Here is a 25,099-nt window from a genome sequence, read left to right on the forward strand (position 1 = left end):
TTCGGCGCGCCGTCCCACGCGACCATCGCCTCCGCTTCGGTCAGGTGGACGACGGCCTTCCGGAGGGCCTCCGCGGCCTTCTCCTCGCGCTCCGCGTCGGTCAGAGCGACGACCGGCGGTGATCGCGGCTTCGGCGGCTTCTTCTTCGTCGCCGCCCAGTCCTTGTCCTTGCTGCGGCTCACGCGATGGGGATCCCGTCGCGGGCGACGTTGCGCGCGACGGGCAGGGGGCTCGTCGCGCTGACCTGCTCCGACAGCAGTGCGACTGGCCGGATCGGCATCCGCATCCGGACGAACCGATACGCGATGTCCGAGAGCTTGCGCGGGATATCGGGATCTCGGCCGCCGTCCGAGAAGACCACGGCGACATCGTAGTCGCTGCCGCGCCGCACCTCCCCGCGGGCCCGCGAGCCGAACAGGAGCACGTCGCTCAGCCGGTCGGGAAAGGCGCGCTCGACATCCTGCCGGAATGACCGCAGGCGCATCGCCGAGCGCGCCGAGACCACGGCGTCGATCGGCTTCGTCGCTGTCGGCGCGGGATGCATGGCCGATCGATACGCGCTCCGCCGCTCCGGCGCAAAGCGGGCCCCGCTCACGACCCCGCCTCGGCCTCCGGCCGGACGGTCACCCGGTCCCCGTCGCGCAGGGAAGCGGGCGGGCCGATCACCACCCGCTCGCCGCCCTCCAGGCCGGCCCGCAGCTCCAGGGTCTGGCCGAGCTGGCGGAAGATCGAGACCGGGCGCATCCGCACCCGGGAGCCGTCCGCCTCGACCACCGCGACGCGGGTGCCGTCCTGGTCGAAGATCAGGGCGTCGCTCGGCACGGTCACGGCGGGCGCGGGCCGCGGGATCGCCAGCGTCACGCTGATGTACAGGCCCGGCCGCAGCTCCGCGTCGGGGTTGGGGATGTCGACCTGCGTCACCAGGGTGCGCGCGGCGGAGAGGAGCGAGGCCGACGAGCGCGCGACCTTGCCCGGGAACACCTTGCCGGGGATCTGCGCCACCTCGGCCTTGGCCGGCAGCCCCTCGCGCACCCCGGCGGCGGCGTAGAGGGGCACGTTGACCGCCATGCGCAGCACGTCGTCGCGGGCGAGCGTCAGCAGCGGCGGCCCGCTCGTCGTGTCGGCGGTGACCGCGTCGCCGATGTCGCTGTTGCGGGTGGTCACCACCCCGTCGAAGGGCGCGCGGATCTCCTCGAAGCCGGTGAGCACCGTCAGGCGGGCGACCTGCGCCTCCTGGGCGGCGATGTTGGCCTCGGCGACCTTCACCGCGGCCCGCGCCGCCGCGACGTTGGCGGCCTGGGTCAGCACCCCGGCCCGGGAGGTGTCGGCGTTCTGCTGGGCGGCGATGCCGGAGCCGGCCAGCGTGGCCGTGCGCCGGTTGGTGACGTCGGCGAGGTGGCGGTTGGCCTCGGCCTGATCGACCATCGCCTGGGCCTGGGCCAGCGCCGCCCGCAACTGCACCACCTGCGACTGCGCCTGGACGAGCTGCTGGTCGAGGTCGGGGGCGCTGATCCGGAACAGCAGGTCGCCCTTCTTGACGTGCGAGCCGATATCGACCCGGCGCTCGGCGATGTAGCCGGTGGCCCGGGGATAGAGGCTGGCATAGTCGAAGGCCTGGGTGGTGCCGGTCTGGGTCAGGTCGGTCGTGTCGGCGGCCCGCTGCGCGGTGGCGACCCGCACCGTCGGCGGCGCCCGCTCGGCCCGGGCGGGCGGGCTCTGCGCCCGGGACGGCCCGGACCACGCCCGGTAGCCGAGGGCACCCCCGGCCGCGAGGGCGATCAGCGTGAGCCAGACGGCGCCCCGGGCCGCCGGCCGCCCGGCCTTGTCACCCTCCGCCATCCGTCCCCGCCGCGTTCCCGGTGCCGCGTCCCGGCGCGGGCCGGGCGAAGCGAATCATATACCGCGCCGGCCCCGGCGAACGAGGGGCGCCCCGAACCGGATCGTCGCGCCCCGAACCGGATCGTCGCGCCGCAGAAACCGGCCGGGCGCCGACGGGTTGAGCCGGAGTCGGCACGAGCGGCGGATCGCGGACGGGACGAGCATGACCGATCTCTCACGGCGGGGCCTGATCGCCGCGGCGGCCGGCGGGGCGCTGGCGGGGCCGGCCCGGGCCGAGGCGCCCTCGGCAGAGCGGGGTGGCCGGGGCGCCGACATCCTCGGCCCGCGCGACGCCGCCCGCGCGGCGGAGGCGCCGAACACGCTCGACCCGCCCGCCACGGACCACGGCACGATGCCGAACCTGAAATGGTCGTTCAGCGACAGCCACATGCGGCTGGAGCCCGGCGGCTGGGCGCGCCAGACCACGGTCCGGGAGCTGCCGGTCTCCACCGCCATGGCCGGCGTCAACATGCGGCTCAAGGCGAACGCGGTCCGGGAGATGCACTGGCACAAGGAGGCGGAGTGGGCCTACATGATCAAAGGCCGCGCCCGGATCACCGCCATCGACGCGGAGGGGCGCACCTTCGCCGACGACGTGGGCGAGGGCGACCTCTGGTACTTTCCCGGCGGCATCCCCCATTCGATCCAGGGCCTCCAGGGGCCCGAGGACGGCTGCGAGTTCCTGCTCGTGTTCGACGACGGCGGCTTCTCCGAGGACTCGACCTTCCTGCTCACCGACTGGCTGGCGCACACGCCCCGCAGCGTGCTGGCCAAGAACTTCGGCATCCCCGAAGCGGCGCTGGCGCACATCCCGGAGACGGAGCTGTACATCTTCCCCGGCCCGACGCCCGGCCCGCTCGCGGGCGACGTGCCGGGGGGCAACGGTCAGGTCCCGAGAACATTCAGCCACCGGATGCTGGCGCAGGCGCCGGTGGCGACGCGGGGCGGGCGGGTGCGGATCACCGATTCCAGCGTCTTTCCCGCCTCCGCGACGATCGCGGCGGCGCTGGTCGAGGTCGAGCCCGGCGGGATGCGCGAGCTGCACTGGCACCCGAACGGCGACGAGTGGCAGTACTACCTCGCGGGGCAGGGCCGGATGACGGTGTTCGGATCGGAATCGAAGGCCCGCACCTTCGACTACCGGGCGGGGGACGTCGGCTACGTGCCCTACGCCATGGGCCACTACATCGAGAACACCGGCCCGGAGACGCTGACCTTCCTGGAGCTGTTCCGGAGCCCGCGCTACGCCGACCTGTCGCTGACCCAGTGGATGGCCCTGACCCCGCACGCCCTGGTGCAGGCGCACACGCGGATCGACCGGGCGGTGATCGACGGCCTGCCCGCCGCGAAGCATCCGGTCGTGCCGGGTTGACGCGCGCTGGAACCCGGGTGCCTCCTCGCGCGTCGCCCGGAAGGACACGACGGAGTTCTGGCATGCGCGTCCACACCCTCGGCATCCCTCTCGCCCCGACGCTGGCTGCGGCGCTGGCCCTGACGCTGGCCCTGGCGGCCGGCGACGCGGCGGCGCAGGTGCAGCAGAACAACCCGAACGCCGCCAACGAGTCCCTGGCGCGCCAGAGCGACATGCGCATCCTCCAGCAGCAGCGTGTCTCAGACTTCAACATCCTGAACATGCAGGCGCAGCGCAGCGTGCAGTACCGGCCGGCGCCCCCCGGCGGCGCGGTCTACGGCTACGGGCTGCGCCGCGGCAGCGTGCGCCACGGGCGCGTGCGCAGCGGTTTCGATCCCGGCATCTGCGTCGGTTGCTGAAAACCTCCGCCGCCGCGGCACGGGAAAAGCCGCGGAAGGCCCTTTTCCCGCCGACGCACATGGCCCAGAACCGGTGACCATGATGGCGCGCGCATGAACATCCTGCTGATCGGTTCCGGCGGCCGCGAGCACGCGCTCGCGTGGCGGCTGGCGCAGAGCCCGCTCTGCGCGCGCCTGTTCACCGCCCCCGGCAATCCCGGCACCGCCCGTCACGGGACCAACCGGCCCGACCTCAAGGTCTCGGACCACGCGGCGGTGGCGGCCTTCTGCGCGGCGGAGGGCATCGGCCTCGTGGTCGTCGGGCCGGAGGCGCCGCTGGTGGCCGGGCTCGTCGACGATCTCACCGCCGCGGGGGTGCGCGCCTTCGGGCCGACCCGCGACGCCGCCCGGCTCGAAGGCTCCAAGGGCTTCACCAAGGATCTCTGCGCCGAGTACGGCATCCCCACCGCCGCCTTCGCGCGCTTCTCCGCCCTGGAGCCGGCGCTGGCCTACGTCCGCGCGCGGGGCGCGCCGATCGTCGTCAAGGCCGACGGGCTCGCCGCGGGCAAGGGCGTGACGGTGGCCGACACCCTCGACCAGGCGGAGGACGCGCTGGCCGCGCTGTTCGCGGAGGCCGGTGCCGAAGTGGTGGTGGAGGAGTGCCTCGTCGGCGAGGAGGCGAGCTTCTTCGCCCTGTGCGACGGCACGCGGGCGATCCCGCTCGGCACCGCCCAGGACCACAAGCGCGTCTTCGACGGCGACCGCGGCCCGAACACCGGCGGCATGGGCGCCTACGCGCCCGCCCGGGTCGTCACCCCGGAGATCGAGGCGCGGGTGATGGAGACGATCATCGCCCCGACGCTCGCCGGCATGCGGGCCCGGGGCTGCCCGTTCACCGGCATCCTCTACGCCGGGCTGATGCTGACGGCGGACGGGCCGAAGCTCATCGAGTACAACACCCGCTTCGGCGATCCCGAGGCGCAGGTGCTGATGCCGCGCCTCGCCTCCGACCTCGTGCCCGCCCTGCTCTCGGCCTGCGACGGCGACCTCTCCGGCGTCAGCCTGGAGTTCGATCCCGGCCGCGCCGCGCTGACGGTGGTGATGGCCGCCGCCGGCTATCCCGGCGCGGTCGTGCGCGGCTCGGTCATCCGCGGCGTCGAGGCTGCGGAGGGCGAGGGCGTCCACGTCTTCCAGGCCGGCACCCGCGCCGAGGGCGGCGACCTGCTGGCCCACGGCGGCCGGGTGCTCGCGGTCACCGCGCTCGGCGACAGCGTCACCGAGGCCCAGGCCCGCGCCTACGCGGCGGTGGCCCGCATCGACTGGCCGGAGGGGTTCTGCCGGCACGACATCGGCTACCGGGCCGTCGCGCGGGAGGCGGAAGCCGCGGCTTGAGGTCGGCCGTGCACCGAGGACGTCGCCCGAGCGTCTAAGAGCCGTTCCCGATCGCGTTGCAATCGTGCTCGACTCTAAGTCCTTGTTTTGACGCGCTCTCTTTCGCCGAACCGGCATCCACTTCGGCGGAGAGCGCTCTAGCCGCGGGGTTCCAGGACGAGCTCCACCGTGATCAGGGTCGGGTTGTCGCCCCGCACCAGCCCGCCCCCGGAGACGGCGCCGGTGTAGTCGACGAGCCTCACGTCCACGTCGGCCCGAGATGCCCCGGCCGCGTCCGGCCCGATCCGGCCCGAGACGATCGCCATCTCGGTCGCGAAGGCATCGACCCGCCGCCCGTCCCGGTATCGGGCGCCGATGATGCTGCCCACGCCGCCGTGGATCTCCGCCGCGGCGATGCCCCGCGCCCGGCAGAACGCTTCGAGCGCGCCCGCCAGGTCCTGGTTGGGCCGCAGGCGCACCGCGAACACCCGCCGATCCGACGCATCCCGCGCGCCGGCCCGCGGGACCGGGCCGAACAGCGCGAAATTCGTCTCCGGATCCGGCGCGGCGACGAACGCCGCTCCGACGAGACCGAGGCCCTCGACCGGGATCGGCTCCGCGATGATCGTGCTCTCGGGCAGCACGTGCCCGCCGCCTGGCGCGCCGTCCGCCTCGGTCCAGAAGGCGTGGCAGTGGAAGCTCGGTGCGCCGTCGCGCCACCCGAGCGTCAGGGCGCCCGCCGCGATCCGGCTGGGCCCCTGCGGCCGATGCGCGGGGCTGTAGTAGGCCGCGTGGTCGGGCGTCTCCGAGAGCGCGGGCATCACGTAGGCGAGCGGGCCGAGGGCACCGCCCGTCAGCCTCAGGACGCCGCCCGCGCAGCCCTGCGCCGCGAAGGCCGCCCGGACCGCGTCGAGCAGCGGCACGCCCGGTTCGAGGACCGCGCGCACCGGCCGCCCCCCGGCCTCGACCGCCTGGATGCGCTCGGGCGCTGCCGGGCCCGGTTGCGCGACCGTCCGCATGCCCGTCACGACCGAGGCACCCTAATGCCCCACCCCCGCCCCGGCCGGCCGCCGGTTGTCGTTGGCGCCGTAGAGCAGGTCCGGCCGCATCCGGCCGGTGCGCGAGGCGTCGTTGCCGGAGGTGGCGGTCTCGCGGACCGGGGGCGCGGCGCCCTGCACGGCGATCAGCTCCTCGGCTCCCCACGGCACCTGCTCGGTGATGCTGTGGCCCATGCCCTTCAGGATGGCCTGCGTGTCCGCCGACAGGGCGAACGGCTCGGCGTAGATCGTGTCCGGCAGCCACTGGTGGTGGATGCGCGGCGCATCGACCGCCGCCTGCGGGTCCATGCCGAAATCGAGCATGTTGATGATCGTCTGCGCGTTGATGGTGATGATCCGCGAGCCGCCGGGGGAGCCGGCCACCATCACCGGCTTGCCGTCGCGCAGGACCACCGTCGGGGCCATCGAGGAGAGCGGGCGCTTGCCGGGCGCGATCGCGTTGGCCTCGCCCTGCACGAGGCCGAACAGGTTCGGCACGCCGGGCTTCACGGTGAAGTCGTCCATCTCGTCGTTCATGAGGAAGCCGGTGTCGCCCGCGATGACGCCCGCGCCGAAGAAGCCGTTGATCGTGTAGGTGAGCGAGACGGCGTTGCCGGCCTTGTCCATCACCGAGATGTGCGTCGTCTCCGGCTTCTCCCGGGGCGGCAGGCTGTTCGGGTCGGGGCGGATCTCGGCCGACGGCGTGGCCTTGTCCGGCCGGATCGTGGCCCGGAGCCGCGCCGCGTAGGCCGGCGAGATCAGCCGGTCGACCGGGTTGTCCACGAACGCCGGGTCGCCGAGATAGGTATTGCGGTCGGCGTAGGCGCGCCGCATCGCCTCGACCATCCAGTGCACGGTCTGCGCGGAATTGAAGCCCGCCGCGCGCAGGTCGTAGCCGTCGAGCACGGCCAGGATCTCGCACAGGGTGGTTCCGCCCGACGAGGGCGGGGCGGCCGAGAGCACGCGCGTGCCGCGGTAGCCGCAGGCGACGGGATCGGACTCGGTGACGGTGTAGGCCGCAAAATCCGCCGCGGTGAGCAGCCCGCCGCCGGCGCGGGAGGCCGCCTCGACCTTGCGCGGGATCTCGCCCTTGTAGAACGCGTCCGAGCCGCCCGCGGCGATCGCCTCCAAGGTCCCGGCGAGATCCGTCTGCACCAGCCGGTCGCCGGGGCGCCAGGGCGTGCCGTCCGGGCGCAGGAAGATCCGCGCGACGTTGGCCTCCTTCGCGAACAGCTTGGTCCCAGCCTCCAGGATGTCGGTGTCGCCGCGGGTGAGGATGAAGCCCTCGCGGGCGAGGCGGATCGCCGGGGCGATCACCCGCGCCAGCGGCAGCGTGCCGTATTTCTGGAGCGCCGTGTTGAGGCCGAGCACGGTGCCCGGCACGCCGGCCGCCTTCCAGCCGTAGAGGCTCGCACCCTTCACCACGTTGCCGGCGGCGTCGAGGTACATGTCCTTGGTGGCCGCCGCGGGCGCCGTCTCGCGGAAGTTGATGAACCGGTTCCGGCCGTCCGCCGTGTGCAGGACGATGAAGCCGCCGCCGCCGATGTTGCCGCAGCAGGGGTTGGTCACCGCCTCGGCGTAGGCCACCGCCACCGCCGCGTCGACGGCGTTGCCACCCTCCCGCAGGATCTCGGCGCCGACCTCGGAGGCGATGCGCTGGGAGGACACCACCATCCCGTTCTCGGCCTCGACCGCCGGGCCGGAGGCGGCGCGGGCCGGCCCGGCCAGCGCGAGGGCGGCGGCCAGGGCCAGCGCGGCGCGTCGTGCGATCATCCCCGTCTCCCCCGGCCCGTCAGGCCCGAGCCAGCGCCTCTCCTCCCCCTCGCGGGGAGGAGAGGCGCGCTCGGTGGGCGAGATAGGGCCGGAAACGGCCGCGTCAGCCGTTCCGGAAGGTGTAGCTGTAGCCGTTCAGCGCCGGGGCGCCGCCGAGATGGGCGTAGAGCACGCGCGACCCCTTCGGGAAGAAGCCCTTCCCCACGAGGTCGATCAGCCCCTGCATCGATTTCCCCTCGTAGACGGGGTCGGTGATCATCCCCTCCAGCCGGGCCGAGAGGCGGATCGCCTCCACCGTCTCCTTCGAGGGCACCCCGTAGACCGGGTAGGCGTAGTCCGCGTTGAGCACCACGTCGTCCTCGGTGATCTCCCCGGCCTCGACCAGGGCGGCGGTGTTGCGGGCGATGTCGAGCACCTGCGCCTTGGTCTGCCGGGGCGTGCAGGAGGCGTCGATGCCGATGACCTTGCGGGCGCGCCCGTCCGCCGAGAAGCCGACCACCATGCCGGCATGGGTGGATCCCGTCACCGTGCAGACGATCACGTAGTCGAAGGCGAAGCCCAGGTCCGCCTCCTGGGCCCGCACCTCCTCGGCGAAGCCGACGTAGCCGAGGCCGCCGTACCTGTGCACCGAGGCGCCGGCGGGGATCGCGTAGGGCTTGCCCCCTTCCGCCTCGACCTCACGGAGCGCCCGCGTCCAGCTCTCGCGGATGCCGATGTCGAAGCCCTCGTCCACGAGCTGCGCCTGCGCGCCCATCAGCCGCGACAGCAGGATGTTGCCGACCCGGTCGTAGACCGCGTCCTCGTGCGGCACCCAGGCTTCCTGGATCAGGCGGCACTTCAGCCCGAGCTTGGCCGCAACCGCCGCCACCATGCGGGTGTGGTTCGACTGCACGCCGCCGATCGACACGAGGGTGTCGGCGCCCGACTTCAGCACGTCCGGCACGATGTATTCGAGCTTGCGCAGCTTGTTGCCGCCGTAGGCCAGACCCGAGTTGCAGTCGTCGCGCTTGGCCCAGATCTCGACCTCCCCGCCGAGATGGGCCGAGAGCCGCTTCAGGGGCTCGATCGGCGTCGGCCCGAAGGTCAGGGGATAGCGTTCGAATTTTTCCAGCATCGAGCCACTCCGCGTGCGAAAGCGGCTTGAAACCTAGCAGATGATGCGCGGAAGGTGTTTTCGAACTGACGGTCCCCACCGGTCTCATCGTTCGTGTAAGGGGCCTCCGCGCTCTATCCGTTTCGCTTGCGGGCAGGAATTCGAAAGGTCCTTTCATGGGCACCGCGCTCGACCGGATCGACCTGAAGATCCTGCGGCTCCTCCAGGCGGACGGGCGGCTCGGCAACGCCGAGATCGCCGAGCGGGTCGGCACCAGCGCCGCCACCTGCCACCGCCGGATGCGGGCTCTGTTCGCGGGGGGCGTGGTGCGGGCGGTGCGGGCGCTGATCGACCCGGCCAAGGTCGGGCGCGGCACGCTCGTGATCGTCGGCGTGGTGCTCGACCGCTCGACGCCCGAGAGCTTCTCCGCCTTCGAGGCGGCAGTGCGGGCGCTGCCCACCGTGCTCGACTGCCACCTCGTGGCCGGCGACTTCGACTACTTCCTCAAGATCCGCGTCTCCGACATGGCCGACTTCAACCGCCTCCACAGCGCCACGCTGATCGGCCTGCCGGGGGTGCGCCAGACCCGCACCTTCTTCGTGATGAAGGAGGTGATCGACAACGCGCCCCTGGCCCTGTGACCCGGCCGCAGGAGGGCCGCATTCCGCCGCTAGCGGCGGGTTTTTGCACTCGGACAGAGCCGTCGCATGCCGTTCGATCGGGAGGCCGCCGCACCTCCCCCTCCCCCCTCTGCGGGGGAGGGAGCCTTCCTGCGCTGCATTCGTCCCACCCGCCCCCGACCCGAGCCGCCTCGCCGTCGGGATCACCGCCTACCACCCGGCCCCGGGCCAGCTCACGGCCCTGCTGGACCGCCTGCCCGCGGGCGTCGCGGTGCTGGTGTTCGACAACGGTGGCCTGCCGCCGGAGGACCGGGACGGCCTCGCCCGGGCCGGCGCGACGATCCTGTCGGACGGTCAGAAGAATCTCGGGATCGCCGCGGCGCTGAACCGCCTCGCCGACGCCGCGCGGGCGGCGGGCGCGGACGGGCTGCTGCTCCTCGACCAGGACGCCGCGCCCGATCCCGCCCTCCCCGCGGCGCTGCTCGCCGCCCGCGACCGCCTGCGCGCGGCGAGCAGGGCCGCCGCCGTGGTCGGGCCGGCGCCCGCCGCCGCCGCCGGCCACAAGCCCCCCGCCCGGCCCCCCCGGCCCGGGGTCGCGCCGGTCGGCCCGCTCGCCCCGGTGCAGTTCCTGGCGACCTCCGGCTCGCTGATCGACCTCGACGCCTTCGCCCGGGTCGGGCCGTTCCGCGCCGACTTCTTCATCGACGGCGTCGAGCTCGAATGGTGCTTCCGCGCCTGGGCGCGGGGGTTCGGCTGCTACCTCGACGCGAGCGTCACCATCCCGCACCGGGTCGGGGCCGGGACGATCCGGTTCCTCGGGCTCGCCACCCCGCGCCAGCCGCTGCCGCGCATGGCGACCTACCTGCGGAACAGCCTCTACGCGTGGCGCCTGCCCCACGTGCCCCTGCGCTGGAAGCTGGCGCAGGGCCTCTACCTGCCGGTCCAGGCCGCGCTCTACTGGGCGGATGCGGGGTTCCGCCCGGCCGTCCTCGCCCGGCTCGGTGCCGCCGCCCGCGACGGGCTCCTCGGGCGCCTCGGCCAGCCCCGGGATCTGCCGTGACGGACTTGCCGTGACCCTCGATCCCGAAGCCCTCCCCGACCTGGACGTGGTGATCGTCAACTGGAACGGCGGCGGCCTGCTGCGCGCCTGCCTCGCGAGCCTCGCCGCCGCCACGGACGCGGGTCGCGTGCAGGTGACGGTGGTCGACAACGCCTCGGCGGATGAATCCCTGCGCGACCTGCCCGCCCTCCCCCGCCCCCTCCGGCTGATCGAGAATGCGGACAATCGCGGCTTCGGCCGGGCCTGCAACCAGGGCGCCGCCGGGGGCCGCGGCCCGGTGATCCTGTTCCTCAACCCGGACGCGCAGGTGGCCCCGGACGCCCTCGCCCTCGCCCGCGCCGCGCTGCTCGCCGATCCCGGCTCGGGCGTCGTCGGCGCGCGGCTGATCGACGCCGACGGCCGCACCGCCCGCTCCTGCGCCCGCGCGCCGACCTCGGGCGGGATGCTCGGCCGGGCGCTGGCGCTCGACCGGGTCGGCTTCGTGCCGCCCCACTTCCTCGCCGACTGGGACCACGCCGAGGACCGCGCCGTCGATCAGGTGATGGGCGCCTTCCTGATGATCCGCCGCGACCTGTTCGAGCGGCTGGGCGGCTTCGACCCGCGCTTCTTCGTCTACTACGAGGACGTCGACCTCTGCACCCGGGTCCGCGCCGCGGGTTTTTCCGTGCGCCACCTCGCGGGCCCGACCGCGCGCCATCTCGGCCAGGGCACGACGCGGGCGGTGCGGGCGCGGCGGCTGTTCTACATCCTGCGCAGCGCGGTGCTCTACGCCGGCAAGCACCACGGCCGGGCCGCGGCGCTGGCGCTGCTGGCCGCGTCCTTCGCGGCGCAGGTGCCCCTGCGCCTCGCCCAGGCGCTCGCCCGCCGCTCCCTGTCGGAAGCCGCCGAGATCCTGCGCGCCGCCGCCCTGCTCGCCGCCGCGACGCCGGCGATCCTGGCCGGGCTGCGGACCGGCGCGCGTCGAAGCGCGGGGTGAGCCCCGGCCCGCAGCGTGACTTCGGCGGCAGAACCGGCCAGAACCCGCGCGTCCCACCCTCCCCCCTCATCCTGAGGTGCCGGAGCGCAGCGGAGGCCTCGAAGGAGCCCTCCAGCCGGCCGCGCGATCCCTGGAGCCCTCCTTCGAGGCCCGCGCGGGCACTTCAGGATGAGGGGAGCGCGTGGGACGAAGCCCTCGAACCGGCGGCGGGCCCGGCCGCCGCGAGCCCGTTCCCCAGACCCTCGCGATGTTGCACCAGAACAGAATCGCCGTCGTGCTGCCGGCCTACAACGCCGCGGCGACCCTGCGGCGGACCTACGGTGAGATCCCGCTCGACATCGTCGACGACGTGATCCTGATCGACGACGCCAGCCACGACGCGACGGTGGCGGTCGCCCGGGAGCTCGGCATCCACACGGTGCGGCACGCCGAGAACCGCGGCTACGGCGGCAACCAGAAGACCTGCTACCGGACCGCCCTGGAGCGCGGCGCCGACATCGTCGTGATGCTCCACCCCGACTACCAGTACGCCCCGCGCCTCGTCACCGCGATGGCCTCGATGATCGTCTCGGGCGAGTACGACGCGGTGCTCGCCTCGCGCATCCTCGGGGGCGGGGCGCTCGCCGGGGGCATGCCGCTCTACAAGTACGTCGCCAACCGCGGCCTGACGCTCGTCCAGAACTGGCTCATGGGCCAGAAGATGTCGGAGTACCATTCCGGCTACCGCGCCTGGAGCCGGACGGTGCTGGAGCGCGTGCCGCTCGACCGCTGCTCGGACGACTTCGTGTTCGACAACCAGATGCTCGCCCAGGCGATGCACATGGGCTTCCGGATCGGCGAGATCTCCTGCCCGACGCGCTACTTCGACGACGCCTCGTCGATCGATTTCCGGCGCTCCTGCGTCTACGGGCTCGGCGTGCTGCGCACCGCCCTGGACTACCGCCTGCACCGGATGGGCCTGCGCGCCGACCCGCTGCTGGCGGACCCGGACGCGCGGGCGGGGCGGTGAGGATCCCTGCGCCGGGCGGCCCCCGGTTCTGGTGCGGCGCCTTCCTGGCCCTGTGCCTGCCGGTCTGCCTCGCGCTGGCGCTGATCGTGCCGCTCGGCGAGGTCGCCGACGAGGCCGCCCACCTCGCCCGCGCCGCGGCGCTGAGTGAGGGGCAGCTCGTCGGGCACCGCGAGACCGTGACCTACGCCGACGGCTCGACCCACGTCGCCGCCGGGATGCGGATCGACCCGGTCTGGATCCGCGCCGGCCGCTCGCGCCCGCCGGATGTCCGCGGCACCCTCGCCCCGATCGAGGCGGAGCCGGGGCCGGACGGCCGGGTGTTCATGCCGCTCTACACCGTCGCCACCTACCCGCCGCTGCTCTACGCGCCGGGCGCGGCCGGCCTCCTCGCCGGGCGCGCGCTCGGGCTCGCGCCGGAGGGGGCGGCCCGGCTCGGGCGGCTCGCCAACGCCGCCGCCTACCTCGCCCTCGGGGTCGCGGCGCTGGCGCTGGCCACGCGCGGCCGCGCCGCCCTGTTCGCGCTGCTCGCCCTGCCGATGCCGCTGTCGCTCGCCGCCTCGCTGAGCCAGGACGCGCTGGTCGTGGCGCTCGCCGCGCTCGCCGCCGCGCTGCTCACCCCGCGGCCGCAGGTCGGGCGGGGCGGCTACCGCCGATTGTGGGCCGCGGCCGGGGCGCTCGCGCTGGTCGTGCTCGCCAAGCCCCCCTACGCGCCGCTCGCCGCGATGCTGCTGGTGCCGCTCCCGCCGCGCTCCGCGATCGGCCGGTTCCTGCTGCGCCGGGGGCCCCTCGTCGCCCTGGCGGTCGCCCCCGCCGCCCTCTGGACGCTGGCCGCGACCGCGCTCGTGGCCACGCCGGTGCCGCGCCCGGCCTACGAGGCCGGCCCGCTCTGGCCCGGCCCCCGCCCGGCGACCTTCTCCGCCACCGATCCCGGCGCGCAGGCGCGGGTGCTGCTCGCCGAGCCCGCCCGCCTCCTGACCGTGCCGGCGAAGTACCTGTTCGGGCTCAAGCATCTGATCGCGCTGGCGCGCGAGGCGATCGGCAGCTTCGGCTGGGCCGACCGGCCGCTGCCCGCCCCGCTCTACGCCCTGTGGGCGGCCGCGCTCCTCGTCCCCTGGCTCGCCGACCGCCGCGGCCCGCTGCCCCCGGGTCCCGAGCGCGCGGGGCTCGCCGCCTGCGCGGTGCTGTGCCTCTGGCTGGTGATCCTGTCGCAGTACCTCTCGTGGACCGATGTCGGGACCGACCGGGTCGACGGGCCGCAGGGGCGCTACCTGCTGCCGCTGGCGCCGATGCTGATCCTCGCCCTCGCCCGCGGGCGGATCGGCACGGCCGCCGTCGGGCGCTGGCCGGCGCTGCTCCCGGTCGCCGCCGCCGCGGTCGATGTCGTCGCGCTGCCGCTCGTGGCCTGGGGCGCGGCGCCCGGCTGAAGCGGCACCGGGACGCCTTGCCGACGCCGCGGCCTGGGCTACTCTCGTCCGGGTCGTCCCGGAGTCGTCCGATGCGCGCGCGGTCCGCCCTGGTCCTCCTCGCCCTGCTCGCCGGCCCCGCCCGTGCCGACGAGGCCGGGCGCGCCGAGGCCCGGGCGGTCATCACCCGCCAGGTCGAGGCGTTCGGGCGCGACGACGCCGCGCTGGCCTACGCCCAGGCCGCCCCGGCGATCCGCGAGATCTTCCCGAGCGCCGACCTGTTCCTCGGCATGGTGCGCAACCAGTACCGGCCGGTCTACCGCCACCGCAGCTTCGTGTTCGGGGAGGGCCGCGACCTCGGCGACGCGCGCGTGACCCAGTCCGTGGCGATCCAGGACGAGTACGGGACCGACTGGACGGCGGAGTACACCCTGGAGCGGGACGCGGACGGGCAGTGGCGCATCACCGGCTGCCGGCTGGTCAAGGCGCCGGGCACGACCGCCTAAGGGGCGGCCTCGCAGGAGCCCGTCATGGGATACCGAAGGGATCATCCCTTCGGCGGGTGTCGGGCGGAGCCCGACGGCTTCTCCGGGCGACGGCGATCGATGCGGCCGCTCACCCCGCCTCCGCACGCGCGTCGAGCGCGAGGGCGTCGGGGACGAGGACCACGTCGAGCGCGCCCGAGCGCCCCCGGACCGCCAGGGTCCTGCGCTCGAACGCGGCCTCGCGGCCGGCCGCCGCCAGCACCGCGGCCGAGACCACGGCCTCGACCTCGAGGTCCTTGGCGGCGGTCTCGAGCCGGCTCGCCACGTTGATGGCGTCGCCCACCGCGGTGAGGCTCAGGGTGCGCCCGTAGCCGATCTCGCCGACGATGCAGGGGCCGACATGCAGCCCCATGGCGACCCGCACCGGCTCGCCGCCCTCCGCCCGCAGGTCGGCGTTGAGGGCGGCGAGCCCCCGGGCGATCGCGGCGGCGGCCGACAGCGCCTGGGCGCAGGCGCGGTCGGCCGGCGCGGCGAGGCCGAACAGGGCCAGCGCCCCGTCGCCGATGAACTTGTCGAGGTAGCCCCCGCCCGCCTCGACCGCCCGGCCGACCACCGCGAAGTAGCGGTTCAGCAGGTGGACGGTGTCGAAGGGCAGGGCGCCCTCGGAGCGGCGCGTGAAGCCGCGCAGGTCGCAGAACAGCACGGCGACCTCGCGCTCGACCCCGCCCGGCGCCGCCGCGTCGCGGAAGGGCGCGCCCTGGCCCGCGGGCGCCTGCGCGTAGACCGGGAAGACGGTCAGGTCGCTTGTCGGCCGCAACTGGCAGGCCAGCCGCACGGCCTCCCCCTCCCCCGCCCGGATCCCGGCATGGGCCAGGGTGGCGCGCTCCGCCTCGGTCTGCGGGGGCAGGTCCTCCCGGCCCTTCAGCACCCGGACCCGGCAGGTCGAGCAGCGCCCGCGGCCGCCGCAGACCGAGGCGTGCGGGATCCGGGCGAGGCGGCTCGCCTCCAGCACGGTGAAGCCCGCGGGCACGACCACCGCGCGGCCGTCGGCGTAGCGGACCCGGACGCGCCGGCTCCGCCCCGCGAGCGCCCGCCCCACCCGCAGCAGGAACACCGCGGCCACCGCGCCGCCGAGGGCGGCGAACAGGGCGGCCCGCGCCCGGGCGCCGGCCTCCAGGGCCATCTCCGGAATCCGCTGCGGCGGCGGCGGCACCCGCGCCAGCTCCCGCCCCGCCGCGACGAAGCCGAGGGCGGCCGCGCAGGGCACCAGCACCGCCGCCGCGAGCAGGTAGGGGGCCGCGCGCGGGAACCACGGCTTCGTCCGCAGCCAGAACCACAGCCCGAAGCAGCCGTGCAGCCACGCCACCGCCAGGGCGACGAGCTGCCGCCCGCCCTCCCCCGGCGACACCGACCACAGGGTGTGGACCACGTGGGCGAAATCCGCGGTCTCCCCGGCGAGCCGCGGCACGACCTGCGTGCCCACCACGTGGGCGACGAGCAGGAACGGCAGCCCCAGGCCGAAGGCCACCTGCACGGCCTCGCGCCCGCCCATCCGCAGGGTCCGGCGCCGGTAGAGCGCCCGCAGCGCGAGGCCGAAATGGGCCGCGAGCGCCGCGTAGAGCAGGGCGTTGCCGACCGGGTTGGACCACAGGCCCGTCAGCCAGGGCCACGCGGCGTCCATCGCCTCCGCCGAGACGAGGCCGAGCGCGATGTTGGCGAAGTGCGTGAGCAGGAACAGGCCCAGGATCAGCCCCGAGGCGAGCCGGATCGTCCGCACGTCGCCGAGGCGTCGGGCGAGGGAGGCGGGTATCGGGTTCGAGGCTGCGTCCAAGAGGTGTCCCGCGGGGCGGCCCCATCATCCGTCCCAGATCCGCCCGGGGATCTTACCAAGCGACGACCCGTGTGGCCACGACGCGGCCGATGCGCTCAGGACCTGAGCTGTCCCCTCAGGGAGACGAGCAGCGCCAGCGCGTGTTTGGAGTCGCGATCCGAGGCCGTATTGGCGGCCTTCCACGCGCCGATGGCGCGGGTCACCCGGCGCCGCAACTGGCGCGCATCCGTCTCGCTCAGCGGCTCGCTCAGATTGTAATCCGCATCCTCCCGCTTCGCTCGGGCGTCGAGATACGCCGTCGCGACCTGTTGCAGGAAGGGCGGGGTGGGGACCGACCCTGCCGCCACGCTTGGCAGGCGAAACAGGTCCACGACCGACGCATCGATCGTTGCGCCCTTCAGCTTGCCGAAGGTGGTCGTCAACCCCGCGTGGGACAGCGTGCGGATGAAGAGGCGCCGTCGTTGACGCAGGTCGTTGCCCGATCCGACGAGCCTGCCGGCCGTCTCATCAATCAGGAAGTGGAACAGGGCGTAGTAGGTCGTCGATATGCTGCGCCTGACATACGCACCCTTGAGCGGCCCCTTCTGGCCCTTCCGCCTGCCGAGGAGCCGGGATGAGGCCCTCAGCAGATCGTCCGAGAACGTCGACATCAGTTTTCTGAATACCGCACGCTCGGGAAACGATCGTCGTGGCGATTGACGGCATGCTCGATCGATGACGTCAACGCATCGATGTCGTCATCGCTCACGTCTTCCATCTCTGAGACGCGGACGACGACCCTGATCAGGCTATCGTCGTCATCGCCCTGGTCCGCCGCGAGTGTGAGGCCCCGAAATTTTCGTCCGATCGGCGAGTCCTTGATGACGCCCGATATCGCATCCTGGAGTCGCTGTGGGTCAGCACGCCTCATGGCTACGTTCCGAACTCGACCGGTCGCAGATCGCTTGGCGCCCTATGAACATCCGCCGCGCACCGCGCGCAACCTGCGCGGCGCGGTTCCGTCGCATCGAACGCCCATGTCCGCTTCACCGACGCGATCCGTCGACCAGCCCGCCATGCCGGGCCGTTCATCGGACGTCCCCGCTTTCGACAGTCCCGCGCGCATCGTGTAGAGGGGGCGCCTTCCTCCCGGAGGCCCCCGTGCTCCACGTCTCGACCCGCGGCGAGGCCGCGCCGCTCTCGTTCTCGGACGCCCTTCTGGCCGGGCTCGCCCGCGACGGCGGGCTCTACGTGCCGCAGGCGTGGCCGCGGCTCGGGGCGGACGAGATCGCCGGGCTGGCGGGCCGGCCCTACGCCGAGGCCGCCAAGCGCGTGCTGCGCCCGCTGGTCGACGGCGAGATCGCCGACCCCGACCTCGACCGGATGATCGAGGCGGCCTACGCCAGCTTCCGCCACCCGGCGGTCTGCCCGCTCACCCAGCTCGACGACAACCTGTTCCTGCTGGAACTCTTCCACGGGCCGACGCTCGCCTTCAAGGACGTGGCGATGCAGCTCCTCGGGCGGCTGATGGACCACGTGCTCCGCGCCCGCGGCAGCCGCGCGACCATCGTCGGCGCCACCTCGGGCGACACCGGCTCGGCCGCGGTCGAGGCGTTCCGCGGGCTCGATCAGGTCGACGTGTTCATCCTCTACCCGCACGGACGGGTCTCGGAGGTGCAGCGGCGGCAGATGACCTCGGTCGCCGCCGAGAACGTCCACGCGCTCGCGATCGACGGCACGTTCGACGACTGCCAGAACATCGTCAAGGCTCTGTTCCAGCACCGGGATTTCGCCGACGGCGTGCGCCTGTCGGGCGTCAACTCGATCAACTGGGCCCGCGTCGCCGCGCAGACGGTCTACTACTTCACCAGCGCCGTGGCGCTCGGCGCCCCCCACCGCCCGGTCTCGTTCGCGGTGCCGACCGGCAATTTCGGCGACATCCTCGCCGGCTGGGTCGCCAAGCGGATGGGGCTGCCGATCGAGCGGCTGATGATCGGCACCAACGCCAACGACATCCTCGTGCGCACCCTGGAGCACGGCGCCTACGAGCTGCGCGGCGTCGAGCCGACCACCTCGCCCTCCATGGACATCCAGATCTCGTCGAACTTCGAGCGGCTGCTGTTCGAGGCGCTGGGGCGCGACGCCTCCGGCCTGTCGCGGCTGATGGCCGGGCTGAAGCAGTCCGGCGGCTTCCGCCTGGACCCGGCGGTGCTGGCGGGCGTGCGCGCCGAGTTCGACGCCCACGCCGTGCCGGAATCGGCGGTGATGGAGGAGATCGCCCTGACGCAGGCCGCCACCGGCGTCACCCTCGATCCCCACAGCGCCATCGGCGTGCGCGCCGGCCGGCGCCTGCTGGCGCGCGACCCGGCGACGCCGGTGGTGGCGCTCGCCACCGCGCATCCGGCGAAGTTCCCGGACGCGGTCGCCCAGGCCACGGGGGGCCTGCGCCCGGCCCTGCCGCCGCACCTCGCCGACCTGATGGACCGGCCCGAGCGCCTCACCCGCCTGCCCAACGACCAAGCGGCGGTCGAGCGGCTGATCCGCGAGCGCGCCCGGATCGGCAAGGCCGCGTGACGGGGTGGCGATGAACCAGCACTTCTCCACCCACGCCGCCTCGCCCTCCTTGCGGATCACGCGGCTTGCGAACGGCGTCACCGTCGCCACCGAGCCGATGCCGGGGGTGGCGACCGCGAGCCTCGGCGTCTGGGTCGGCGCCGGCTCGCGCCACGAGCGCGCCGACGAGAGCGGGCTGTCGCACCTCATCGAGCACATGGCGTTCAAGGGGACGCGTTCGCGCTCCGCCCGGCAGATCGCCGAGGCGATCGAGAACGTCGGCGGCGAGATCAACGCCGCCACCTCCACCGAGGGCACGAGCTACACCGCCCGAGTGCTCGGCGAGCACGCCGGCCTCGCGCTCGACGTGATCGGCGACATCCTCACCGACTCGACCTTCGACGCGGCCGAGCTCGCCCGCGAGAAGGGCGTGATCCTCCAGGAATACGCCGCCGTCGAGGACACGCCGGACGACGTGGTCTACGACGCCTTCGCCGAGGCGGCCTTTCCCGGCCAGCCGATCGGCCGGCCGATCCTCGGCCGCCCGGAGACGATTCGGCGCTTCGACGCGCGCGCGATCCGCGCCTATCTCGACCGCGAGTACACCCCGGACCGGTTCGTGGTGGCGGCCGCCGGGTCGGTGGACCACGCCGCCGTGGTCGAGGCGGCCGAGCGGCGCTTCGGCGCGCTGCCCGCCCGGGCCGCGCCCGAGGCCGAGCCCGGCCGCTACGGCGGCGGCGAGCGGCGGATGCCGCGCAAGCTCGAACAGGCCAACCTCGTGATCGGCCTGCCCGGCCTGTCGTTCCGCGACGACGGCTACTACGCCCTGCACATGTTCGCGCAGGTGCTCGGCGGCGGCCTGACCTCGCGGCTGTGGCAGGAGGTGCGCGAGGCCCGCGGCCTCGCCTACGAGATCCAGGCGTTCCACTGGCCGTTCTCGGATTGCGGCCTGTTCGGCATCGGCGCGGGGGTCGCAGGCGCGGACGTGGCCGAACTCGTCGCGGTGACGCTGGAGGTCGCGACGCTCGCCGCCCGCGACCTCGACGCCCGGGAGATCGAGCGCGCCAAGGCGGGGCTCAAGCTCTCCCTGCTCTCCGCGCTGGAGACGCCGGGCGGGCGCATCGAGCGCAACGCCCGCCAGATCCTGGCCTGGGGCCGGGTGATCCCGGCCGAGGAGGTCATCGCCCGGGTCGACGCGGTGAGCGTGGACGACGTGCGCGCCGCCGCCGCCGCGACCCTCCAGGGCCCGCCGACGCTCGCCGCGATCGGCCCGATCCGGGGCCTGCCGCCGCTGGACCGGATCGCCGCCGCGCTGCGGGGCGCCTGAGGCCCCCCAACTTGATTTGGCCGCAAAGGGGGGCGATCCGCGGGCGGTGGACCCGGCCGCGGGCGGCCTTGCCCGGGGTTAGGGGCGCCTTTACCAATCGAGGCCGCCCGGGCGGCTGACGCCGAAGCTCGCACGGCCGGAAGCTGCTCACCCTTGCGTATCCTCGCCCTCCTCCTGATCCTGGTCGGCGCCTGCCTCGCGGGGGGCCCGGCCCGCGCCGTGGAGGCGGTGCGCGTCGGGCTCGACCAGCCGGTCATCGACCTGACGGGGGCGATCGAGCGCTACCGCTCCGACGGCGACCTGATCCAGATCTCCACCGCCCCGGGCCGGGACGGTATCGTCCGCCGCATCGTCGTCAAGGCGCGCGAGGCCGGCGCCCGGCCGGACTGGATCGTGTTCGCGCTCACCAACGACACCGACGAGCAGATCGAGCGGATCCTCGTGGTCCCGCATTTCCGGCTCGTGAATTCCGGGGTGATCTGGCCGGACCTCGGCGGCTCGCGCATCGCCGCGATCACCGCGAGCCAGGGCATCCGCCCCGAGCGCGACGAGAACCCGGAAGCCGACCAGTTCACGATCACGCTGGATCCCGGCACCACGGTCACCTACGTGGCCGAGTTGCGCGGGCCCAACGTGCCCCAGATCCACCTCTGGGAGGCCGACGCCTACCGCCGCAAGGTCGCCGGCCTGACGCTCTACAAGGGCATCATCATCGGCATCAGCGGCCTGCTCGCCCTGTTCCTAACCATCGTGTTCGTGGTCAAGGGCGCGATCATCTTCCCCGCCGCCGCGGCGCTGGCGTGGTCGGTGCTCGCCTACGCCTGCATCGATTTCGGCTTCCTCCAGCGGGTCTTCCCCGTCACCGAACTCGCCGAGCGGGTCTACCGGGCGTCGGCCGAGGCGGTGCTCGGGGCGACGCTGCTCGTCTTCCTGTTCGCCTATCTCAACCTCGCCCGCTGGCACGTGCGCTACAGCCACGTCGCCTTCTTCTGGCTGGCCTTCCTCGCCGGCCTCGTCGGGCTCGCGGTGTTCGATCCGCCGGTGGCGGCCGGCGTCGCCCGCATCTCGATCGCCGCGGTCGCCGGGATCGGCCTCCTCTTGATCCTCTACCTCTCCGTCCACAACGGCTACGACCGCGCCATCCTGCTGGTGCCGACCTGGATCCTCCTCGTCGTCTGGGTGACGGCGGCGGGCTTCGCGGTCACCGGCCAGATCGGCAGCGACCTCGTGCAGCCCGCCCTCATCGGCGGCCTCGTGCTGATCGTGATGCTGATCGGCTTCACCGTGCTCCAGCACGCCTTCGCGGGCGGCGGCCTGTCCCACGCGCTGGTGTCCGACACCGAGCGCCGGGCGCTGGCGCTCACGGGTGCGGGCGACGTGGTGTTCGACTGGGACGTGCCCGCCGACCGGGTCTTCGCCGGCCCCGAGATCGAGGGCCAGCTCGGCCTGCCCCGCGGCGCCCTGGAGGGCCCGGCCTCGAACTGGCTCGGGGCGATGCACCCCTTCGACGTGGAGCGCTACTCGGCGGCCCTCGACACGGTGATCGAGGAGCGGCGCGGCCGCATCGTCCACGATTTCCGCCTGCGCTCGGCCGCGGGCACGTATTTCTGGTATCGGCTGAAGGCCCGGCCGGTGATCGGCGCCGACGGCGAGGTGATCCGGGTGGTCGGCACGGTCGCCGACGTCACCGAGGTCAAGACCGCCGAGGAGCGCCTGCTGCACGACGCGGTGCACGACAGCCTCACCGGCCTGCCGAACCGCGAATTGTTCGGCGACCGCCTCGACGCGGCGCTGGCCTTCGCCGGCCAGGACCCGCGGCTCAAGCCGACCGTGATCGTCCTCGACATCGACCGCTTCAAGGGCATCAACGACGCCATCGGCCTCTCGGCGGGCGACTCGATCCTGCTCACCCTGTCGCGCCGCCTCGGGCGGCTGCTGCGGCCGCAGGACACGCTGGCGCGCATCGCGGGCGACGAGTTCGCGGTGATCCTGCTCTCCGAGCGCGACCCCGACCGCATCCTGGCCTTCGCCGGCATGATCCAGCGGGCGGTCTCGACGCCGATCACCTACGCCGACCGCGAGATCTTCCTGACGGTGTCGATCGGGCTGGCGCTCCACGAGGCGGGGGTGAAGCGCGACGAGGTGCTCAAGAGCGCCGAGATCGCGATGATCCAGGCCAAGCGCGGGGGCGGCGACCGCATCGAGGTGTTCCGCGCCCACATGCGCGCCGAGCGCTCCGACCGGCTGATGCTGGAGGGCGACCTGCGCAAGGCGATCGAGCGCAACGAGATGCGGGTGCTGTTCTCGCCCCTCGTCCGGCTGGAGGACCGCACGGTGGCGGGCTTCGAGACGGTGCTGCGCTGGGACCACCCGAAGCTCGGGCGCATCCCCGCCTCGACCTTCCTGCCGCTCGCCGAGGAGAGCGGCTTCATCGTCAACCTCGGCATCTTCGCCCTGGAGCGCACGGCGCTCGAACTCGCCGCGTGGCAGCGCTCGCTGGAGGTGGAGCCGCCGATCTTCGCCGCCTGCAACCTCTCCTCGCGCCAGCTCCTGCGCCACGACCTGCTGCACGACGTGAAGACGGTGCTCGCCCGCTCCGGGGCGCTGCCGGGCTCGCTGAAGCTCGAATTCAGCGAGAGCCTCGTGATGGAGAACCCGGAATACGCGGCCCAGATGCTTGCGCGCATCCACGACCTCGGCGCCGGCCTGTGCCTGTCCGATTTCGGCACCGGCTACTCGGCGCTCTCCTACCTCCAGCGCTTCCCCTTCGACACGATCAAGGTCGACGCCACCTTCGTGCGCCAGATGGCCACCGGCCAGACCGCGATCCTGCGCTCGATCGTGCGGATGGCGAGCGAGCTGAACCTCGCCATCGTCGCCGAGGGCTGCGAATCGGAGGGCGACGCGGTGGCGCTCGCCGAACTCGGCTGCGAGTACGCGCTCGGCCCCGCCTTCGGCGAGCCGATGAGCGTGCTCCAGGCCCGCCAGATCGTCGGCGCCGCCCCCGAGGCGGCCTGAGCCGGGCGGCCCGCGCACGGCCGGCATGGGGGCCATCCCACACACATTGTTTCGCCGCGCAGCCCAGCGCGCTACGGAGTGGCGGGCGACGACGCCCATGCCAGGGGAACCGCGATGACGCCGGAACAGGTGACGTTGGTGCAGGAGAGCTTCGCCAAGGTGCGGCCGATCGCCGACACGGCGGCCGACCTGTTCTACGGGCGGCTGTTCACCATCGCGCCGGAGGTGCGCGGCCTGTTCCCCACGGACATGACCGAGCAGAAGAAGAAGCTCATGGCCATGCTCGGCCTCGCGGTGAGCAACCTCAACCGGCCGGAGGCAGTGGCGCCCGCCGTGCAGGATCTCGGGCGGCGGCACGTCGCCTACCGGGTCGAGGACGCCCATTACGAGCCGGTCGGCGGCGCCCTGCTCTGGACCCTGGAACAGGGGCTCGGACCCGACTTCACCCCCGAGGTGCGGGAGGCCTGGACCGAGACCTACGGCCTCGTCGCCGGCCTGATGAAGCGCGCGGCCCGGACGGAGGCGTGAGGCCGGAGAGGGGGCACACGCTTAAGTCCCCCTTAACCATGTTCCGCCAAGGTCCGATCCGCGGATGGGAGCCCCGTGGGCCCGCATCGAGGGGAGTTGGCGTATGGCCGAGGCGGCGCGGCGTTACCAGCAGACGGGCGGTTCCGATCTCGTGCGCCGGCTGATCGCCCGGCCGGTGCGGCAGGAGCACCAGGCCCGCACCCGCCTGTCCCTGCCGAGCTACGATCCGGACCCGACCGAGGCGGAGGCCGAGGAGGCCGACGCCATCGCCCGCCTGGAGGCGGAGCTGGCGGTGACGAAGGCGGTGCTGCGCGCCCAGCGGCAGGAGGTCGAGGCCCTGCGCGCCCAGCGCCGGCTGATGACCGAGGCCGGGCCCGACGAGGACGTCCGCGCCACCCGCGAGCGGTGGGCGGCCCTCGTCGACAGCCTGCTGATCCGCGCCCGCTGATCCGCGCCATGCGCACACGGGCGGGGTAGGCCATGCACGCGCGCTGCTCGCTCGTCGTCAACGGCCGCACGGTCCGCGTCTCGACCGGCGACACGCCGCTGGAGGCGGCGCTGGCCGAGGGCATGATCGCGCCCTCGCCGGAACCGCCCGGGGCCCTCCAAGGCGGCGTGCCGGCCGGGCGCCGGGCGCCCCCGCGCCGCGGCCGGGCCGAGGCCGCGCGCACCGGCCCCATCCCGCACCGGGGCGAGCCGATCGCCGGTCATGCCGAGGCGCCGCGGCCGGCCCCGGTGACCCGCAAGGGCACCGTCACGGAGATCCGCCGGCTGAGCCCGGGCATCGTCGAGGTGGTCGCCACGCTGACGCGCCGGCCGGTCTTCGAGCCGGGCCACCAGCTCGCCGTCACGTTCGAGGGCCTGCCGCCGCTGACGCTCGCCCCGACGCTCCGGGTCGACGGCGCGGCCGAATTGAACGAGGCGGTGTTCCACCTCCCCCGGGATCCCGAGGGCGGCCCGCTCGACGCCCTCGCCCTCGATCTGCCCGTGCGCCTGCGGGGCCCGGTCGGGCGGGGCCAGTACCGCCCCGGCGGCGGTCGCCTCGTCCTGGCCTCCTCCGGGGCCGGCTTCGCGCCGATCTGGGCCATCGCCCGCGCGGCGCGCTACGTCGAGCCGGCCCGGGAGATGGCGCTGGCGGTCGGCGCCCGCGACGCCCTCGACCTGTACATGCGCGAGAGCCTCGACTGGCTGCGCCGCACCGGCGTCGGCCGGATCGTGCTCTGCGCCGATCGGGGCCGCCTGCGCCCGCCGGACGTGCGCTCGGGTCCGCTCGGCGCCCACCTGCCGCAACTGCGCGCCACCGACGTGGTCCACGTGGCGGGCGACGCCGCGACCTGCGGCGCCGTGCAGGTGCTCGCCGCCTCGGTGGGCGCGCGCTGCTACCCGATCGTGGTCGCCTGAGGGCCCTC

23 protein-coding genes are annotated in these 25,099 nt (G+C 74.0%); 15 read left to right on the forward strand and 8 right to left on the reverse strand.

The window, feature by feature from the left end; translation table 11 throughout:
* Positions 1–178: 178 nt before the first annotated feature.
* Positions 179–544: a nucleotidyltransferase domain-containing protein gene (locus Q8W71_RS12145; protein WP_305525631.1), complete on the reverse strand. Its 366-nt coding sequence runs from the start codon at positions 542–544 to the stop codon at positions 179–181.
* A 47-nt stretch (positions 545–591) separates the two neighbouring features.
* Complete coding sequence (locus Q8W71_RS12150; RefSeq protein WP_305525632.1) at positions 592–1,839, reverse strand: efflux RND transporter periplasmic adaptor subunit; 1,248 nt, start codon at positions 1,837–1,839, stop codon at positions 592–594.
* A gap of 202 nt (positions 1,840–2,041) precedes the next feature.
* On the opposite strand from Q8W71_RS12150, the gene Q8W71_RS12155 reads away from it, so the two are divergent.
* From Q8W71_RS12155 to purD, 3 genes are all read left to right on the forward strand, one after another.
* On the forward strand, positions 2,042–3,250 hold the full coding sequence (locus tag Q8W71_RS12155; protein WP_305525633.1) for an oxalate decarboxylase family bicupin: 1,209 nt from the start codon (positions 2,042–2,044) through the stop codon (positions 3,248–3,250).
* A 62-nt stretch (positions 3,251–3,312) separates the two neighbouring features.
* A complete protein-coding gene (locus Q8W71_RS12160; protein ID WP_305525634.1) occupies positions 3,313–3,648 on the forward strand; it encodes a hypothetical protein in 336 nt (111 codons plus the stop codon).
* 93 nt (positions 3,649–3,741) lie between these two features.
* Entirely contained in the window at positions 3,742–5,019 is a 1,278-nt protein-coding gene (gene purD / locus Q8W71_RS12165; protein WP_305525635.1) for a phosphoribosylamine--glycine ligase, read from the forward strand.
* A gap of 137 nt (positions 5,020–5,156) precedes the next feature.
* On the opposite strand, the gene Q8W71_RS12170 is transcribed toward purD, so the two are convergent.
* From Q8W71_RS12170 to Q8W71_RS12180, 3 genes are all read right to left on the reverse strand, one after another.
* Positions 5,157–6,017, reverse strand: coding sequence for a PCC domain-containing protein (locus tag Q8W71_RS12170; RefSeq protein ID WP_305525636.1), 861 nt, complete (start codon positions 6,015–6,017; stop codon positions 5,157–5,159).
* 21 nt (positions 6,018–6,038) lie between these two features.
* Positions 6,039–7,808, reverse strand: a complete 1,770-nt coding sequence (ggt, locus tag Q8W71_RS12175; protein ID WP_305525637.1) for a gamma-glutamyltransferase — start codon at positions 7,806–7,808, stop codon at positions 6,039–6,041.
* A gap of 103 nt (positions 7,809–7,911) precedes the next feature.
* Positions 7,912–8,922 (reverse strand): 1-aminocyclopropane-1-carboxylate deaminase, encoded by a 1,011-nt coding sequence (locus Q8W71_RS12180; protein WP_305525638.1) that lies wholly within the window; start codon positions 8,920–8,922, stop codon positions 7,912–7,914.
* Between the two features lie 155 nt (positions 8,923–9,077).
* Here Q8W71_RS12180 and Q8W71_RS12185 point away from each other — a divergent pair, with 155 nt between their 5' ends.
* The 6 genes from Q8W71_RS12185 (at position 9,078) to Q8W71_RS12210 (ending at position 14,475) form a co-directional block, all read left to right on the forward strand.
* Positions 9,078–9,542 (forward strand): Lrp/AsnC family transcriptional regulator, encoded by a 465-nt coding sequence (locus Q8W71_RS12185; RefSeq protein ID WP_305525639.1) that lies wholly within the window; start codon positions 9,078–9,080, stop codon positions 9,540–9,542.
* Between the two features lie 109 nt (positions 9,543–9,651).
* Entirely contained in the window at positions 9,652–10,581 is a 930-nt protein-coding gene (locus tag Q8W71_RS12190; RefSeq protein ID WP_305525695.1) for a glycosyltransferase family protein, read from the forward strand.
* A 10-nt stretch (positions 10,582–10,591) separates the two neighbouring features.
* A complete protein-coding gene (locus tag Q8W71_RS12195) occupies positions 10,592–11,557 on the forward strand; it encodes a glycosyltransferase family 2 protein (RefSeq protein WP_305525640.1) in 966 nt (321 codons plus the stop codon).
* A 247-nt stretch (positions 11,558–11,804) separates the two neighbouring features.
* Positions 11,805–12,566, forward strand: coding sequence for a glycosyltransferase family 2 protein (locus tag Q8W71_RS12200; RefSeq protein ID WP_305525641.1), 762 nt, complete (start codon positions 11,805–11,807; stop codon positions 12,564–12,566).
* The gene (locus Q8W71_RS12205) at positions 12,563–13,990 is read left to right on the forward strand and encodes a DUF2142 domain-containing protein (protein ID WP_305525642.1); all 1,428 of its coding nucleotides are present in this window, start codon (positions 12,563–12,565) and stop codon (positions 13,988–13,990) included. Before Q8W71_RS12200 ends, Q8W71_RS12205 begins: the two co-directional genes overlap by 4 nt.
* 71 nt (positions 13,991–14,061) lie before the next feature.
* On the forward strand, positions 14,062–14,475 hold the full coding sequence (locus Q8W71_RS12210) for a DUF4864 domain-containing protein (RefSeq protein WP_305525643.1): 414 nt from the start codon (positions 14,062–14,064) through the stop codon (positions 14,473–14,475).
* Between the two features lie 109 nt (positions 14,476–14,584).
* Here Q8W71_RS12210 and Q8W71_RS12215 read toward each other — a convergent pair whose 3' ends face one another.
* The 3 genes from Q8W71_RS12215 to Q8W71_RS12225 form a co-directional block, all read right to left on the reverse strand.
* Positions 14,585–16,285 carry an adenylate/guanylate cyclase domain-containing protein gene (locus tag Q8W71_RS12215; RefSeq protein ID WP_305525644.1) on the reverse strand — a complete coding sequence of 567 codons (1,701 nt, stop codon included), beginning with the start codon at positions 16,283–16,285 and terminating at the stop codon, positions 14,585–14,587.
* A 95-nt stretch (positions 16,286–16,380) separates the two neighbouring features.
* Entirely contained in the window at positions 16,381–16,935 is a 555-nt protein-coding gene (locus Q8W71_RS12220) for a hypothetical protein (protein ID WP_305525645.1), read from the reverse strand.
* A complete protein-coding gene (locus Q8W71_RS12225; protein ID WP_305525646.1) occupies positions 16,935–17,195 on the reverse strand; it encodes a hypothetical protein in 261 nt (86 codons plus the stop codon). The genes Q8W71_RS12220 and Q8W71_RS12225 overlap by 1 nt, the downstream gene beginning before the upstream one ends.
* A 230-nt stretch (positions 17,196–17,425) precedes the next feature.
* On the opposite strand from Q8W71_RS12225, the gene thrC reads away from it, so the two are divergent.
* The 6 genes from thrC (at position 17,426) to Q8W71_RS12255 (ending at position 25,091) form a co-directional block, all read left to right on the forward strand.
* Complete coding sequence (gene thrC / locus Q8W71_RS12230; protein ID WP_305525647.1) at positions 17,426–18,838, forward strand: threonine synthase; 1,413 nt, start codon at positions 17,426–17,428, stop codon at positions 18,836–18,838.
* 10 nt (positions 18,839–18,848) lie between these two features.
* Complete coding sequence (locus Q8W71_RS12235) at positions 18,849–20,144, forward strand: M16 family metallopeptidase (protein WP_305525649.1); 1,296 nt, start codon at positions 18,849–18,851, stop codon at positions 20,142–20,144.
* A 153-nt stretch (positions 20,145–20,297) separates the two neighbouring features.
* A complete protein-coding gene (locus Q8W71_RS12240) occupies positions 20,298–23,162 on the forward strand; it encodes an EAL domain-containing protein (RefSeq protein ID WP_305525650.1) in 2,865 nt (954 codons plus the stop codon).
* A gap of 114 nt (positions 23,163–23,276) precedes the next feature.
* Complete coding sequence (locus Q8W71_RS12245; protein ID WP_305525651.1) at positions 23,277–23,690, forward strand: globin family protein; 414 nt, start codon at positions 23,277–23,279, stop codon at positions 23,688–23,690.
* A gap of 103 nt (positions 23,691–23,793) precedes the next feature.
* The gene (locus tag Q8W71_RS12250) at positions 23,794–24,138 is read left to right on the forward strand and encodes a hypothetical protein (protein ID WP_305525652.1); all 345 of its coding nucleotides are present in this window, start codon (positions 23,794–23,796) and stop codon (positions 24,136–24,138) included.
* A 32-nt stretch (positions 24,139–24,170) separates the two neighbouring features.
* Positions 24,171–25,091, forward strand: coding sequence for a ferredoxin reductase domain-containing protein (locus tag Q8W71_RS12255; RefSeq protein ID WP_305525653.1), 921 nt, complete (start codon positions 24,171–24,173; stop codon positions 25,089–25,091).
* Positions 25,092–25,099 lie beyond the last annotated feature (8 nt).

The organism is Methylobacterium amylolyticum, from assembly GCF_030700245.1.
Taxonomy (GTDB): Bacteria; Pseudomonadota; Alphaproteobacteria; order Rhizobiales; family Beijerinckiaceae; genus Methylobacterium.